Here is a 15,640-nt window from a genome sequence, read left to right on the forward strand (position 1 = left end):
TCCGACCCTGAAGGGGTCGTATCCTTTACATGCTTATCAGCTGATTTATCAAGGATGTATTCCTAGGCAAATAATCTGTACTGTTTTTATACCGGAATAAAAATATGATCTCTTCAGGATTCTGATGCATCTGAAACAATATCAGGATGTATAGCGAAACCCCACCACTCTATATACATAAAAAAACTCTCCCACAGTAGTGGAAGAGTTGGATATCTGTAATGATGTATACCTTATTGTTCTGTAAAGGCTGCGTTCAGGTACTCACCGTTCAAACGGGAGATATTGGTTACTTTAATTTCTTTCGGACAAACCGCTTCACAAGCTTGTGTGAAAGTACAAGATCCGAAGTTTTCTTTATCCATTTGCGCCACCATATTTAATACACGGTTCTTACGCTCAGGATCACCTTGTGGTAATAATGCCAGGTGAGAAACTTTAGCGCTCATGAATAACATAGCAGAGCTGTTTTTACAAGCCGCTACGCAGGCACCACAACCGATACAGGCTGCAGCAGCGAATGATTCATCTGCTTTATGTTTTTCAATCGGTAAAGCGTTTGCGTCAACTGCATTACCGGTATTTACAGAAATGAAACCACCTGCCTGAACGATACGGTCGAAGGCGTTACGGTCAACAACCAGGTCTTTAATTACAGGAAATGCATTCGCTCTCCATGGCTCTACTACGATGGTATCACCATCTTTGTATGCACGCATGTGTAACTGACAGGTTGTGTTTGCATGCCACGGACCGTGTGGACGTCCGTTGATATACATAGAACACATACCGCAGATACCTTCACGGCAATCATGGTCGAAAGCGATAGGCTCTTTTCCTTCTTTAATGAGTTGTTCATTTAATACATCGAACATTTCCAGAAATGACATTTCAGAAGAAATATCTTTTACCTGGTAAGTTTCAAAATGTCCTTTATCGCTGCTGTTTTTTTGTCTCCACACTTTCAGCGTAAGATTCATTGTATAATGTTCCATGCTACTATATTGAATAATTTGCTAAAATTTGATTTCGTCAGTGATTTGATCACTTATATTATGTTAACAGTTGTAATGTATATTGAGTTCATTACAACTGTTTTTTAATTATTTATAACTACGTTGAGATGGTTTGGCAATTTCGAAGTTTAATTCTTCTTTATGCAGATTCCACTTGCTGTCGCCATTGTATTCCCAGGCAGCAACATAGCTGAAGTTTGCATCATCGCGTAAAGCTTCTCCTTCTTCAGTTTGAGATTCTTCTCTGAAGTGGCCACCACAGCTTTCTTTTCTTTGTAATGCATCCAAACACATTAACTCGCCCAGCTCAATAAAGTCAGCAACACGGTTGGCTTTATCTAGTTCAGGGTTGAATTCTTCAATTTTTCCGGGAACTTTTACATTCGACCAGAATTCTTTTTTCAATTGTTGAATTTCAACAATTGCTTCTTTCAATCCTTGTTCGTTACGAGCCATTCCGCATTTTTCCCACATAATTTTTCCTAAACGTTTGTGGAAGCTTTCTACAGATTCAGTTCCCTGAATACTCATTAATGTATTGATACGATCGCTTACTTCTTTTTCTGCTTCTACGAATGCAGGGTGATCGGTAGGGATCGATTTTGTACGGATTTCATCAGCCAGATAATTACCGATAGTGTAAGGAATAACGAAGTAACCGTCGGCTAAGCCCTGCATTAATGCAGAAGCACCTAAGCGGTTAGCACCGTGGTCTGAGAAGTTAGCCTCACCCAGTGCATATAAACCCGGTACAGAAGTCATCAGTTCATAGTCTACCCATAATCCACCCATCGTATAGTGAACAGCAGGATAAATACGCATTGGAACTTCGTAAGGATTTTCACCGGTAATTTTTTCGTACATATCGAAAAGGTTACCGTATTTTTCTTTTACAACTTCTTTACCTAATTTGATTACTTCTTCCAGGGTAGCATCGTGATGACCAATGATATTTGCCTGTGTTCTGCCATATCTTTCAATCGCAGCGGCAAAATCAAGGTATACGGCTTGTTTGGAAGTACCTACACCGTAACCTGCATCGCAACGCTCTTTGGCAGCACGGCTGGCAACGTCTCTCGGTACAAGGTTACCGAAGGCCGGATATCTTCTTTCTAAATAATAATCTCTTTCATTTTCAGGGATATCGCTTGCGCGGCGGTTATCACCTTTTTCTTTTGGTACCCAGATTCTACCGTCATTACGTAATGACTCAGACATCAGGGTTAATTTAGACTGATGATCGCCTGAAACCGGAATACAGGTAGGGTGAATCTGTGTAAAACACGGATTACCGAAATGAGCACCTTTTTTATGGGCTTTCCATGCAGCGGTAACATTCGATCCCATTGCATTGGTAGATAAATAAAATACGTTTCCGTAACCACCGCTACATAATAATACAGCGTGTCCGAAATGGCGTTCTAATTTACCGGTCACCAGGTCGCGGGCAATAATTCCACGGGTTTTTCCATCGATCTTAACGATTTCCAACATTTCGTGGCGGGTGTATTGGGTTACATTACCCAATGCTACCTGACGCTCTAAAGCCTGATAAGCACCGATCAATAATTGCTGACCGGTTTGACCGGCTGCGTAGAAAGTTCTTTGTACCTGAGTACCACCGAAAGAACGATTGCTTAATAAGCCACCGTATTCACGGGCAAAAGGAACACCCTGCGCTACACACTGGTCAATAATATTAGCAGAAACTTCTGCCAGACGGTGTACGTTTCCTTCGCGGGCACGATAGTCGCCACCTTTAATCGTATCATAAAATAAACGGAAAACAGAGTCACCATCGTTTTGGTAGTTTTTAGCAGCATTGATACCTCCTTGTGCAGCGATTGAGTGCGCACGACGAGGAGAATCCTGGAAGCAAAATACTTTCACTTTATAACCTAACTCACCCAAAGCAGCTGCAGCAGACGCTCCAGCCAATCCGGTTCCGACAATAATAACTTCCAAATTACGCTTGTTGGCTGGGTTTACCAGCTTGCAATGCCCTTTATAATCAGTCCATTTTTTATCTAAAGGACCGGCGGGAATTTTTGAATTCAACATACAACCTATTTATTAAAGTGCAGATTCAATAAAAGAATCTTTCCCTCCCACTTCCACCTTGTAGCGATCGGGAAATGCTTAATCTGATATTACTATATATAAACTGATATACATCTCACGGGTGGTCACCTCTTCACTACCAGTTAATAATTCACTTAGTTCACCCAACCTAAGTACATAGAGATGGGCATCATGGCAAAAGTTGCACAAATGATGATTGAAAACCACACGCCTACAGGTGTTAAGATAGACAAGTAGCGATCGTTACGTACACCAAATGTTCTGAAAGCAGACTGGAAGCCATGCATCAGGTGATAACAAAGAGAGATACAACCCAATACATAAAGAATTACCACCAGCGGGCTTTGAAATACATCCAACATTCTGGCATACAGGTTTTCACCGGTTTTAAGTCCTAACTGTACTTCATCTAATGTGTGTGTAATACGGGAAGGTACCCAGAAATGAGCAATGTGCATTACCAGGAATAATAATACGAGTGTTCCTAATAAACCCATTGAGCGGCTGTACCATTTCGATTTTCCGTCTTTAATCGGTACAGCATACTTTACAGTACGCTTACGCTGATTTTGGAAAACCAAAACCAATCCTTGTACAATGTGTAAAAGAATTCCGGCAAAAAGGCCAATTTCAGCAATTCTGATCACTACTGTGTGACCCATAAAATAAGCAGCTGTGTTGAACATTTCGCCATTGTCATTAGCCCAGATACATGCGTTCAAACCAGCGTGTACGATGAGGAAAGCAATTAATGAGATACCTGTTAATCCCATTATAAATTTCTTACCTACAGAAGACGTGAATAAGTCAATCCATTTCATGTAAATCAGTTTTTCATGTTCCAAGCCAATGAATATCACCTGCTTGAAATGTCGTGTTCATTTTCAAATCTTTTGCAAATTTAAAGTAGCAAATCTGTAAATTCATATTTTAGTAAAAAAAAAGTACATTTCATCTTTTTGTTCTTTTTTTCGTTATCTTGCAAAATCCGATTTTCTACACTAATTGCTATTATACAACGCTTTCAGGCATCATTTCATTGTATTTTTAAGAATTGTTATTCAGGATTTTGTAATAATTCAAATTCCCCATTAAATTTGCCGCCCTAAAGGTTTTACTAATTCAGATCTTTTACGTCCGGGCCACTATTTTTGGTTACGGTTTGATCGTAAAGTATGAAATTCATATCTTAGCCAACTAAATCCAAGAGAATGAAACAAGAAGAGGATTTCGATTCGAACTTAACCGGTGAGAGTGCTAACAGTGCAGACCAGAGCGGTTGGTTTAAACGCATGAAAAAAGGTATTTTAACCAGTACCGCTGAAAAAAAGGAAACTCCGGAAGGTTTGTGGAGCAAATGTCCTGAGTGTGGATACATTTGTACCGCCACAGAACTCGATGAGAACTTATACGTGTGCCCTAAATGTGACTACCACCACCGTATTGGTAGTGAAGAGTATTTTGATATTATCTTCGACAATGAAGAATTCGACATCTTTTTCGAAGAAATACGCTCTAAAGACTATCTCGGATTCACCGATTTAAAATCGTATGAAGTACGTTTAAAAGAAATCTGGTCAAAAACTGAACTGACCGATTCTATCCGCGTTGCGAAGGGTAAACTGAAAGGTGAAAACCTGGTGATTGCCTGTATGGACTTTGCCTTTATCGGCGGTTCTTTAGGTAGCGTAATGGGAGAAAGAATTGCACGTGCAGTAGATCTTTGTTTAGAACTCAGGTGTCCGTTAATCATTATCTGTAAATCAGGTGGTGCACGTATGATGGAATCTGCGTTTTCGCTGATGCAACTGGCAAAAGTTTCCGGTAAACTTTCGCTGATGAGCGACGCACAACTTCCTTATATCTCTTTCTTAACCGATCCTTCATTCGGAGGTATCTCTGCTTCTTTCGGTATGTTGGGAGATCTGAATATCGCAGAACCGGGCGCCCTTATCGGATTTGCCGGCCCTCGCGTTATCAAAGAAACCATTAAAAAGGATTTACCGGAAGGTTTCCAGAGAAGTGAGTTTTTATTGGAACACGGCTTCTTAGACTTTATCGTTCATAGAAAAGCACTGAAAGATAAACTCGCAACCGTATTTTCATTGCTCAAAAACTAATTTTTTAGTATATTTATTGAAAGAGGGGGGATTTTGTCTCCCCTCTTTAGTTATCATTTCATTAGTGAAGCAGGTATTGTATGGCAGACATAAAAAACAGATCAGCCTATCACGAGTATTTTATTGAAGATAAATTCGAAGCCGGTTTGGTACTCCAAGGCACCGAAGTGAAATCACTCAGAGCCGGTAAAGCCAGCTTTAACGATAGCTATTGTATCATTGAGAAAGGGGAGGTTTTCATTAAAAGCCTTCACATCGCAGAATACTCGCATGGCACCGTGAACAATCACGACCCCGTACGCCTTCGTAAATTATTGCTCAATAAAAAAGAAATCAGAAAACTTGAAAACAAGTTAAAAGAACGTGGTTATACCATCGTTCCCCTGAGAATATTTTTTAATGGCAAGGGGTTTGCGAAATTAGAAATCGGTTTGGGCAAGGGTAAAAAATTATACGACAAACGGGAAACAATTAAACAACGCGACGTAGAAAGAGAAATGAAACGCTTTATCAAATAATTCAATTATCTGGCTACCTTATGTATAAACTTATTTCTTTTTTAATCCTCTGCTGTTTTGTTACCAATATACAGGCACAAACCCTTACCGGAGCCTGGTACGGAAGAGCAGACGTATTAGCACAGGGAAACAACAGTAACTACCTCACCGAATTAATTCTCAGACAAAAAGGAAACGACGTTGAAGGAGTTTTCGGATATTATTTCAGAGACACTTATCAGAGCTTCTACATCAGAGGTACTTATGATCCAAAAACCAGAGAAGTATTCATTAAAAACCTTCCGATGCTGTTTTATAAAGCAACAGGGAGAGACGGCATTGAATGCCCTATGAACTTTTCAGGAAAATTTATCGTATCACAGGTAAGCAGCTCCTTAACCGGATCTTTTTACAGCGACGATAAATACAAATATACCTGCCCGGAAATACGCGTAAATTTTTCAGTTGATAATGAAATTAAAAACCAGGATTCTCTTCTAAGAAATACATTAGTAGGTAGAAAAATCTGGAAGCCTGCTGAAGAAGATTATATTGTTTCTGAAAGAGAATACAAATCGGCACAACCGGTAGTACAAAAAGTTTCTTCCAGCTTTGAAAGAAAAGAATTAGGCGAATTACAAGCAAAAACAATCAATATCGATACCGAAAAATTGCTGGTCAAGAAATTTGAAAGCAGAAAAAAATCGGTCGTGCGTGAAATTGAAATTGCCAGTGATTCAATCCGCGTCAGTTTTTATGATAACGGAGAAATTGACGGAGATTCTATCAGTGTATTCCTGAACAATCAACCCGTATTGGTGAGAGAAGGTTTAACAGCCCGGGCACTTACGCTTTATCTGGCACTTGATCCGAACAGAGAAATCAATGAGATTTCAATGTTTGCTGAAAACCTGGGCTTGTATCCACCTAATACTGCATTGATGATTATCAGCGATGGAGAAAATGCCTACGAAGTATATTTAAGCAGTAGTTTAGATCTAAACAGTACCGTACGATTACGGCGAAAGAAAAAGTAATCTTACAGTTATTAATTTATCTTACAACATATTCAAAAGCACTATCGTTCGGTAGTGCTTTTCTTTTATAAACATCTGTTAAATAAAACTATTTTAATACAAGAGTAGCTTCTTTTTACTTCAAAAAATGTAACTTACCCATACCTGCAAACCGGAAAACCGGCCGGCAGGTACTCTTTAAAACATTAAAGTTTTAAAAGAACCAACAAAGCCTTAGAATCGTACATGAGAAAAAATGCTTTACTAATTCTGATCTTAATGGTATGTGCACTTTATTCGTTCGCTCAAAAAACGGATAGTACACATTTTCATTATTCACAATGGGAGAATTACAGATCCATGATTAATAAAAGAGTAGCTTCTATTTATGTAGACGTCGCACTGATAGATTTTGCTCCTTTAGCCAATCACTCCTCTATCGTATTGCTATCACTTAAAATGAAAGAATCAGACGTTGACGGCCTTGCTACAATGCGTGAAGCAAAACAATTACTGGCCATTGAAGATTCGCTTGTAAAAAATATCCATCTTGCCGGAAACATCGTTTATGCCGGAAATATTGTTACGAGAGGAAATAAGGATTTTTATTTTTACACCGATAGTGTTACCAACTGTTCAACAGTTATTCAGGAAACCCTCGCCTCTTTTCCGGGTTATAAATATAAAATTCAAACAGAGGATGATACTTACTGGGCATTTTATGCAGAAGTACTTTATCCGAGAGAAGAGTATCAGCAGATAATAGAGAATACCAAAACAGTTCTGGTGTTAAGTCAAAACGGCGACCCACTAACGACTGCAAGGGAAGTAAAACACATTATTCATTTTAGAGATATTTATAACAGAGAAGATTTTATTACCAAAATAGCTAAACAGAAATACACTGTTTTGGAGAAGAAAAACAGCGAGGACCCGTTCTATCCTTATGCGCTGATTATATCCCGTAAAGATTTGGTAGATATCTACAGTGTGAATGAATACACTTTAGACCTTTGGTACCTGGCCAGAGAATATAATGGCAATTATGCGGGCTGGCAAACGGTACTCAGAAAAGATTAATCAACGACCATTTGTATCTGTGATTAATTTCGAATACATTTCCAGGTCTATGTATTGGCCGTTTTTAATTTCCGCATCGCGCATAGTGCCTTCATATTGAAAGCCCAGCTTATGCATCACCTTCTTTGAAGAGGCATTCTGCGGCTCAATAATCGCTTCAATCCGGTGTAAAGCAAATAATTCAAACGCATATAAACAAACCAATGCTGCGGCTGTGGTGATGATTCCCCTGCCCCAAAATTCGGGTAACAACCAATACCCTATTTCTGCTTTATGGTGTTGTTTTGAATAACCGCTTATACCTGAAGCACCATAAAACACTTTGTTATCAAGCGAACAGATAGCCCACCAGGCACCCGTATTATTTTCTTGTAATTGCTTATACCACTGCATTTGTTCTTTACAAGCTTCCAGCGAATCGTAGCTGACGCCATAATACCTGATTACATCCGGGTTCGACAAACCATTGAAAACCTGTTCGAGATCAGTGTCTTCGAAAGGACGCATCATTATTTTGTCTGTTCTGATTATAGGAATCTCCATATCACATGCATTTAATCACCTGTTACTATTTACAGGATATACTTTTTAGCTTACTACTCATTCTAATAAGATACAAATTTTTCCCATATGCCGCAACATCAGTTGTAACATATTTATCCATAAGTACAATTACATATTTATTATAGCTAATTTGAATGAGATCCGGTATCCAGCAATTTTTTCATCTGTAAACGGATATATTTTTCATCCATCACTGATTTAACCAAATTCAGTGCCATTTGATAGAAATGTAACGCAGCATGAATCTGATTATCTTTTTGAAACAGATAAGCTTTGCATAAATATAAAAGATAGGGATTGCCTTTCATGAAAAAAGATTCTCTTTCACCGATTTGCTGAATAAGGCTGGAGGCTGGTTCATAATGGCTTTCAGCCATCATTCTATTCAATACTACCGTACCGGAAGAAGGCTTTAACTTCTCAAGCTGATGGTAGAGGAAAGCAATTTTTCTCCAATCGGTTTGTTCATAGCTCGAGTGGCTACAATGAATGGAGGCAATCAATGCCTCTAAATAATAGCTGTTTAGCGCAGTTGTTTTTTTTTGAACAAGGTCTAAATAATAAAACCCTTCCAGAATCAATTCTTTATTCCATAATTCACGGTTTTGTTCTTTTAAAGGTATCCAGCTTTTTTCTTCATCAATTCTGGCCGGAAAACGTGCTACATTAAAAAACATCAATGCCAGTAAGGCACCGGCTTCAGCATAGTTATTCTCCGACAAAATCAGTTTGGTAAGCCTTATAGCTTCATAACATAAATCAGTATTTAATCCGTTTGCAGACCTGGTGGTTTTATAGCCTTCGTTAAACATAAGATACAGAATCAGGTAAAGTTCTTCCTGATGGATCTGCGATAGAAGATTTTCGTCTTCAAGGGTGGAATGGAAAGATTTGAGTAATTCTTTCGACCTGGTGATCGTTTTTTTAACAGCTTCTTCCTGCATCAGTAATGCATTGGCAATTTCAGCATAGCCGAATCCACATAGGAAATAAAGCGTAAGAAGAATCTTTTTTTTCGGGGATAATTCAAGTTTACAAAAGAAGAATAGCAGGCGTAACTGACTGTCTGCAATTTCAGTTTCAGTGGGCTCAGAAGAAATATCAATACCATAAAAATGATCAGTAAGTGTAACCCGCTGGTGGTTGGCTGCTTTTAGTTTATTGATCATTTTATTTTTAGCCACCTGCATCAGCCATGCGGATGGATTTTCGGGCAGGTTACCGTATTTCCATTTGGTGAGGGCTGCCTCGAAGCTATCTTGTACAACATCTGTAACATCATCAATTTTATCAATACCGAAGCGTTTACTCAAAACGGCAATCATCTTTCCCGAATTCTCACGGAAAAGATGAGCCGTAAAATGAGATAACTCGTTATCATTATTCGTTGGGAACATCATCGGTATTAATGACCTCTCTTACTTCAATAGTAGCACCAGCCTCGATTGCAGGGCATGTTTTAGCTATTTTAACAGCTTCTTCCAAAGAAGTGGCTAATAAGAAATAGTAACCGCTCACACATTCTTTTGTTTCAACAAAGGGGCCATCAGTTACTATACCGCCTTTGATGATAGCACCATTAGCTTCTAAAGGATTTCCTGATTCAAAATTTCCTTTTTCTACTAACGATTCAACCCATGCGATATGTTTTTCTATGTCGGTTTGCATTTCTTCGGCGGTCAACGCACCATATTCGGCGTTTTCGCGGATGAGCATTAAAAATTGTTTCATCATGTCATTAAGTTAAAAAATAATTATTATAAATAATAACAAATGAACTGACTTTTAAGGGACATTTTTTAGCCTACCGGTTCATACCGTTATTTCTGACTGAGTTTATGAAGATATTCTCTCGTTTTTACGCCTGATTCGTTCAAATCAGAAAGCTTCCAGTTTCCTTTTGAAGATGCAGACGGTAGTAACATGGAGCAGATTTCTTTTTTATCCGACACTGACCAGTTCACCCAACTCAGGTTATTTTTAATGATCCAGTCAATATATCTGTCCATTTCTTCATAATCAGGTTTACCATTACCGTCAGCCTCCGATGGTCCGGACTCAGAAAGGAAAACAGGAATTCCGTTTTTGATAGCAGCATCTGTACGGTCACGTAACCATTGTTTATGTGTGCCTGCATAAAAATGAACGGTATACATGATATTTGATACATTTCTGATAGGGTCTTTCTGTACGAGATCAATACGCTGATCCCATTCAGGGCTTCCTACGAGAATAATATTATCAGGATCATTTTTACGTATAGTCTGAATAATTTCTTCGGAATATTTTTTTACTTCTGCCCAGGACTCATGGTCGGGTTCATTAAAAATTTCATAAATCACATTGGGATATTTTCCATATTTTCTCGACATTTTATCGAAGAAGTTTTTAGCTTCCGCCGTATGGATGTCATGTGCATGCCAATCAATAATTACATAAATACCTTCTGCAATAGCGGCTTCCACCACCGTTTCTATCAGTTTTAAATTCTGCGCCGGTTGTTGCAGGTAACCGCCATCGGGTTCTATTCCGAGTGCAGCTCTGACAACGTTCGCCTTCCAGTCATCTTTCAACCATTTCACTACTTCTTTCGTATAAAAACGCGGATGAAAATTACTCCAGCCAAAACTGGCTCCTGTAAGGCGTACAGGTTTACCATTCTTATCTGAAAGCTGGGTACCGATTACCTGAAGTTGCCCCATTTGTTCTACCGGTGTGTTGGCAAAAATATTTGCATTAACAACAACAGTCAGCAATACAAGCAATAATAAAAATTTTAATCTATTCATTTCATATGTGTTTAACGTTTAGGCGGTGAAGCATCCGTCTTAATATAAATTTCGTTATAAACGCTGTAAAATAGTGATGGTATTTTATCTAATTTGAGTATAATATTTTACTTTATTTTCAGAAAAGAAAAATCTCAAAACAAATTTTTATTCGTTTTGAGATTTAATTTTTTTCAACAATATTGACTTATTAATTCATACAATTGTGTAGCCGACACAGCTCATAAAAATATTATTCATATTGAAACCTGTCTAATTCAAACCATTAGCAGAAGATGAAATGCCCAATATTTTCTTCGCCCTTTGTACTCCATTTGCTGAGTATGAAGATGAACTTAATTCACTAATAAGATCAGACAATTCTCTTATTTGTGCTATAGAAAGTGAAGTATCCCGTAGCCGGTCAATAAGCGCATTTTTTAAATTATTTTGTTCTATTATCTCCACCAACCTACCGGTAGTATCGAATTTCTTTTCAGTTTTTCTGATCTCCTCAGCTTCTTTTTTTCTTTTCTCAAATACTTCTTTTTCAAAGTATTCGCGTGCCGTATCTTTCGTTAAAGTACAGGTAAATTCAAACATTGGTGCATCCGTTAGTATAGATTTAAAATATTCTTCAATACTATCAATCATTTTTTGTTCTATTTTATAAGAACTAATCATCTGTGTTATAGATTTATATTCTTCCTGACATTCCTCATAAGAGGCATAAGGATTTGAAACCAGAAAATCTCTAAGTATATTATATTTTTGTTCAACGAAAGCGGAAAGTTCTTTCTGGTCAATTGCAGACAGAATATTACTTTTCATTGCGCCATTCTTTGAAAGTATTTCAAGATTCTTTACCTGTGTATCTGTGAGTGTTTCAGAAAAATGGTGAGGTAAAGCATTAATGTTAAACGAATATCTCATCTCACCCAATACATTTTTGTAAACTATCACATCATGAATGGGTTTTGTAAATTGTCCGTAATAAAAAATCTTAACCATACAGAATGAAACATTTACCTGGTGACCTGCTTTTGCCAAACGCCACAAATTACTGTTGGCTGATTTTATATAGGCAAATTGCGAAGTAGTCAGTTTAATCCAACCCATTTGATCTGTAACATCGAGATCTCCCGGCTCAAAAGCTATTTCAGGAATTTTCTGGAAGTTTGTATGAATGAGAATACTTCCCAGTAATACAGTCCAGATTAAAGTTAAAACTGTATTATGCGGGGGATGATAAGATGACAGTAACTGATCTATCAGCAGATAAACAAAACCAAGAAAAAAAAGATATACCAGTCCTTTCAGAATAAAGGCCATAGTAGTAGCAAATGCCGGATTCGTTCTATACATTTTTGTTAAGAACGTCGTCTGTGAAAGATCTGAACCTACATTCTGCGGAAATCCGCTTCTATAGATTGTTAACAGGGCAAAAAAACTTATGATCATATAGTAAACAAAAACACCCCATGGATTTGATTCAACCTGCTCCATACTCAACAGTACCCTGGCTTTATTAATAATACCTGTTACGGCAGTTCCTATTATTCCACCATTATGATCATTACTGTACCAATATCCAAATACTTTAAAAAGTAAAAGCATGCCTATTCCAAGCTGTAGCAGATTGGTATTTTTAAGAAAAGGCCGACCTGTTTCTCCTCTGGGAATCGTTTGTTTCATAATTATCAGTTTTGGTTCCGGAGGCATTTTATTCTATTTTACCCAACCTGACAATTATTTGCGACCACTTCTTTTTGCGAATACTTTTTTTTGATTTTAGTCAATCCGGTTCCAGCACTATATCAAAGCGTTCATTCATACTTTTAAGCTTAATTATGATTTAAAAAGCAGATAAGCAACGAATTACTAGTTATCCGGAAATTTATAAGATTCCGGTGCTAAGATTCTGCAAAAAAAATCCCGGCTGAGCAGCCGGGATGTCAATATTTAAAACAACTCTTGTTGTCCGTTATCTTCTTCTTCCACTTTCTTTACTTTCATTACCCATTCAAACCCGGTAGATTTTGTAAAATCTGCGAGTTTGTTGCCGATCGCTTTCCAACCCATTACATCAACAAAATCAGCGATTTTGATTTTAGATGCTCTTGATTGTGCACCACGACCTGTATTGATTTGTACAATCGGTTGTTCATGAGTGGTTACCTGATCAAGATAGTTGCCGTCGCCTTCTTTGATAAAACCGAAGCGGTTGTTAACAGTGGTGGTTTCAATTTTGAAACGTTTTACATTAAACTGTTTTTTATCATTATCGAGATAGATAGCCGTAATAATCGATTCAGGATTGAACTTTTCAATCAGCAGTACGTTCTCCGCATCAAAACGTTGGGTTAATTCCTGATCAACGATTGAATAAGAACCATCTTTATAAAGTACCAGAATTTTATCTTCAGACTGGAATGATCCGAGGTAAAGCCCCTTTTCTTCTGAATTTAATCTTCCGAATTGATTGTCGAACCAAAGTTTAACGCCGCCGAGCGTAGACTTTCCGGCTTCTTTAAACGTAACTTTTTTTACCGGATATTTAGTAACCTGATTACCCTGGCTGGTTCTGGCTTTAATTTCCAATTCTTCAAAATAGAATAAAAACTCTTTATTGCGTGCCGAACAATTAGGGCTTAAAGATATTTTTACAATTTCAGCTTCCCCATTCGGATTGGCTGTAAAATAGTATACTTTGCTTTTATCAGCACCTTTGGTAAGGTCATACTCTTTATCACGTGTAATGGCCGTTACATTAAAACGTTTTGCATAAGTAACGCCTGAGCCCGGGTCGATATAAATCATATTATACGTAGTACGCTCATCACCTTTTTTAAAGATACCTACGTGCAGGATATCTTTTCCGATAAATGTTTTATCGCTTACTTTAACCACTTTCATTTTACCTGCTCTGGTAAATACGATCACATCGTCGAGGTCAGAACATTCAGCAACAAACTCATCTTTCTTCAAACTGGTACCGATAAATCCGTCGGCTCTGTTTACATAGAGTTTAGTATTGGCTATGATTACCTGTTTGGCTTCGATTGTATCGAACTGTTTAATTTCAGTCAAACGCTCTCTGCCTTTACCGTATTTAGATAAAAGGTTTTCGTAGTAAGAGATAGCAAAATCTACCAGATTAGCTAAATCATGTTTTACCTGTTTGATTTCTTTTTCAAGACCTTTAATCTGTTCAACCAGTTCATCGATATCCAGTTTATAGATGCGGCGTACGGGTTTCTCGGTCAGCTTAACGATATCTTCACGGGTAATAGCTCTTTTCAGTTTGCTTTTGAACGGATCAAATCCTTTATCAATTGCCAGCAATACTTTTTCCCAGGTTTCGTGTTTTTTTTCTAATTCTTTATAGATTTTCTCTTCAAAGAATATTTTTTCCAACGAAGTATAGTGCCATTTTTCGTTCAGTTCGGCAAGTTTAATTTCGAGCTCACGTTTCAACAGATTTTTAGTGTGTTCTACTGAATGTGTCAACAGCTCATTGACAGTAACGAACTGAGGTTTGTTATCAACAATAACGCAGGCATTCGGAGAAATACTGACTTCACAATCGGTAAATGCGTATAATGCGTCGATTGTAATATCCGGCGAAATACCGGGTGCCAGATCAACCTGTATTTCTACGTTGGCTGCTGTATTATCGGTTACTTTTTTAATTTTTATTTTTCCCTGTTCGTTCGCTTTAACGATAGAATCTTTCAGCTGGGTGGTAGTAACACCATAAGGAACATCACGAATAACCAGCGTCTTTTTATCTACTTCTTCAATATGTGCACGAACACGAACCTTTCCACCTCTTTTACCGGCATTATATCCGGATGCGTCCATCATGCCACCGGTTAAGAAATCAGGAACCAATTCAAATTTCTTTCCTTTCAGGTGTTTGATGGCTGCCTGTATAATTTCACAGAAGTTGTGTGGTAGAATTTTAGTGGCGAGTCCTACTGCGATTCCTTCAGCACCATGTGCGAGTAACAACGGAAACTTCATCGGTAAGGTAACCGGTTCATTCTTACGTCCGTCATAACTCACTGACCATTCAGTAGTTTTAGGATTGAAAGCTACTTCGAGTGCGAATTTACTCAGTCTTGCCTCAATATAACGTGAAGCAGCGGCAGAGTCACCGGTGCGAAAATCGCCCCAGTTACCCTGGGTTTCGATAAGCAGATCTTTCTGCCCCATATTTACAATCGCATCGCCGATACTCTGATCACCATGTGGGTGATATTGCATTGACTGTCCGATAATGTTCGCTACTTTATTAAAGCGTCCATCATCCATTTCTTTCATTGCGTGCAGGATACGGCGTTGTACGGGTTTTAAACCATCTTCAATGGCGGGTACAGCTCTTTCCAGAATTACATAAGATGCATAATCCAAGAACCAGGTTTTGTACTGACCGGTTACACCAGTGTTAGATGTAAAGACCTGTTCAGGAATTTTTGATTTAGCCATGTATTA

13 protein-coding genes are annotated in these 15,640 nt (G+C 38.1%); 4 read left to right on the plus strand and 9 right to left on the minus strand.

Features of this window, described 5'->3' with window-relative positions; translation table 11 throughout:
* Positions 1–233 precede the first annotated feature (233 nt).
* The 3 genes from D9O48_RS05440 to D9O48_RS05450 all read right to left on the minus strand — a co-directional run bounded on the left by D9O48_RS05440 (position 234) and on the right by D9O48_RS05450 (position 3,919).
* A complete protein-coding gene (locus D9O48_RS05440; protein ID WP_126971413.1) occupies positions 234–995 on the minus strand; it encodes a succinate dehydrogenase/fumarate reductase iron-sulfur subunit in 762 nt (253 codons plus the stop codon).
* Positions 996–1,103: 108 nt separating this feature from the next.
* A complete protein-coding gene (locus tag D9O48_RS05445; RefSeq protein WP_126971415.1) occupies positions 1,104–3,077 on the minus strand; it encodes a fumarate reductase/succinate dehydrogenase flavoprotein subunit in 1,974 nt (657 codons plus the stop codon).
* A gap of 155 nt (positions 3,078–3,232) precedes the next feature.
* Positions 3,233–3,919: a succinate dehydrogenase cytochrome b subunit gene (locus D9O48_RS05450; protein ID WP_126971417.1), complete on the minus strand. Its 687-nt coding sequence runs from the start codon at positions 3,917–3,919 to the stop codon at positions 3,233–3,235.
* Positions 3,920–4,309: 390 nt separating this feature from the next.
* Here D9O48_RS05450 and accD point away from each other — a divergent pair, with 390 nt between their 5' ends.
* The 4 genes from accD to D9O48_RS05470 all read left to right on the plus strand — a co-directional run bounded on the left by accD (position 4,310) and on the right by D9O48_RS05470 (position 7,811).
* Positions 4,310–5,218, plus strand: coding sequence for an acetyl-CoA carboxylase, carboxyltransferase subunit beta (gene accD, locus D9O48_RS05455; RefSeq protein ID WP_126971419.1), 909 nt, complete (start codon positions 4,310–4,312; stop codon positions 5,216–5,218).
* Between the two features lie 80 nt (positions 5,219–5,298).
* Positions 5,299–5,736 (plus strand): SsrA-binding protein SmpB, encoded by a 438-nt coding sequence (gene smpB, locus D9O48_RS05460; protein WP_126971421.1) that lies wholly within the window; start codon positions 5,299–5,301, stop codon positions 5,734–5,736.
* Positions 5,737–5,756: 20 nt separating this feature from the next.
* Complete coding sequence (locus D9O48_RS05465) at positions 5,757–6,752, plus strand: hypothetical protein (protein ID WP_126971423.1); 996 nt, start codon at positions 5,757–5,759, stop codon at positions 6,750–6,752.
* Between the two features lie 225 nt (positions 6,753–6,977).
* Positions 6,978–7,811 (plus strand): DUF695 domain-containing protein, encoded by an 834-nt coding sequence (locus D9O48_RS05470; protein ID WP_126971425.1) that lies wholly within the window; start codon positions 6,978–6,980, stop codon positions 7,809–7,811.
* On the opposite strand, the gene D9O48_RS05475 is transcribed toward D9O48_RS05470, so the two are convergent.
* The 6 genes from D9O48_RS05475 to D9O48_RS05500 form a co-directional block, all read right to left on the minus strand.
* Complete coding sequence (locus D9O48_RS05475; protein WP_126971427.1) at positions 7,812–8,354, minus strand: GNAT family N-acetyltransferase; 543 nt, start codon at positions 8,352–8,354, stop codon at positions 7,812–7,814.
* Positions 8,355–8,500: 146 nt separating this feature from the next.
* On the minus strand, positions 8,501–9,775 hold the full coding sequence (locus D9O48_RS05480; RefSeq protein ID WP_126971429.1) for an RNA polymerase sigma factor: 1,275 nt from the start codon (positions 9,773–9,775) through the stop codon (positions 8,501–8,503).
* Entirely contained in the window at positions 9,756–10,109 is a 354-nt protein-coding gene (locus tag D9O48_RS05485; RefSeq protein WP_199750506.1) for a YciI family protein, read from the minus strand. Before D9O48_RS05485 ends, D9O48_RS05480 begins: the two co-directional genes overlap by 20 nt.
* A gap of 86 nt (positions 10,110–10,195) precedes the next feature.
* Entirely contained in the window at positions 10,196–11,164 is a 969-nt protein-coding gene (locus tag D9O48_RS05490) for a glycoside hydrolase family 5 protein (RefSeq protein WP_126971431.1), read from the minus strand.
* Between the two features lie 252 nt (positions 11,165–11,416).
* Positions 11,417–12,838 (minus strand): hypothetical protein, encoded by a 1,422-nt coding sequence (locus D9O48_RS05495; protein WP_126971433.1) that lies wholly within the window; start codon positions 12,836–12,838, stop codon positions 11,417–11,419.
* Positions 12,839–13,105: 267 nt separating this feature from the next.
* Positions 13,106–15,634: a DNA gyrase/topoisomerase IV subunit A gene (locus D9O48_RS05500; RefSeq protein ID WP_126971435.1), complete on the minus strand. Its 2,529-nt coding sequence runs from the start codon at positions 15,632–15,634 to the stop codon at positions 13,106–13,108.
* Positions 15,635–15,640 lie beyond the last annotated feature (6 nt).

The organism is Gynurincola endophyticus, from assembly GCF_003991195.1.
Lineage (GTDB): Bacteria > Bacteroidota > Bacteroidia > Chitinophagales > Chitinophagaceae > Gynurincola > Gynurincola endophyticus.

Bases quoted from the DNA above. Each gene is read 5' to 3' on its own strand.
- D9O48_RS05470 (WP_126971425.1), top strand. From the start codon at position 6,978: ATGAGAAAAAATGCTTTACTAATTCTGATCTTAATGGTATGTGCACTT.
- smpB (WP_126971421.1), top strand. From the start codon at position 5,299: ATGGCAGACATAAAAAACAGATCAGCCTATCACGAGTATTTTATTGAA.
- D9O48_RS05485 (WP_199750506.1), bottom strand. From the start codon at position 10,109: ATGATGAAACAATTTTTAATGCTCATCCGCGAAAACGCCGAATATGGT.
- D9O48_RS05495 (WP_126971433.1), bottom strand. From the start codon at position 12,838: ATGAAACAAACGATTCCCAGAGGAGAAACAGGTCGGCCTTTTCTTAAA.
- D9O48_RS05500 (WP_126971435.1), bottom strand. From the start codon at position 15,634: ATGGCTAAATCAAAAATTCCTGAACAGGTCTTTACATCTAACACTGGT.
- D9O48_RS05475 (WP_126971427.1), bottom strand. From the start codon at position 8,354: ATGGAGATTCCTATAATCAGAACAGACAAAATAATGATGCGTCCTTTC.
- D9O48_RS05450 (WP_126971417.1), bottom strand. From the start codon at position 3,919: ATGAAATGGATTGACTTATTCACGTCTTCTGTAGGTAAGAAATTTATA.
- D9O48_RS05445 (WP_126971415.1), bottom strand. From the start codon at position 3,077: ATGTTGAATTCAAAAATTCCCGCCGGTCCTTTAGATAAAAAATGGACT.
- D9O48_RS05440 (WP_126971413.1), bottom strand. From the start codon at position 995: ATGGAACATTATACAATGAATCTTACGCTGAAAGTGTGGAGACAAAAA.
- D9O48_RS05465 (WP_126971423.1), top strand. From the start codon at position 5,757: ATGTATAAACTTATTTCTTTTTTAATCCTCTGCTGTTTTGTTACCAAT.
- D9O48_RS05480 (WP_126971429.1), bottom strand. From the start codon at position 9,775: ATGATGTTCCCAACGAATAATGATAACGAGTTATCTCATTTTACGGCT.
- D9O48_RS05490 (WP_126971431.1), bottom strand. From the start codon at position 11,164: ATGAATAGATTAAAATTTTTATTATTGCTTGTATTGCTGACTGTTGTT.
- accD (WP_126971419.1), top strand. From the start codon at position 4,310: ATGAAACAAGAAGAGGATTTCGATTCGAACTTAACCGGTGAGAGTGCT.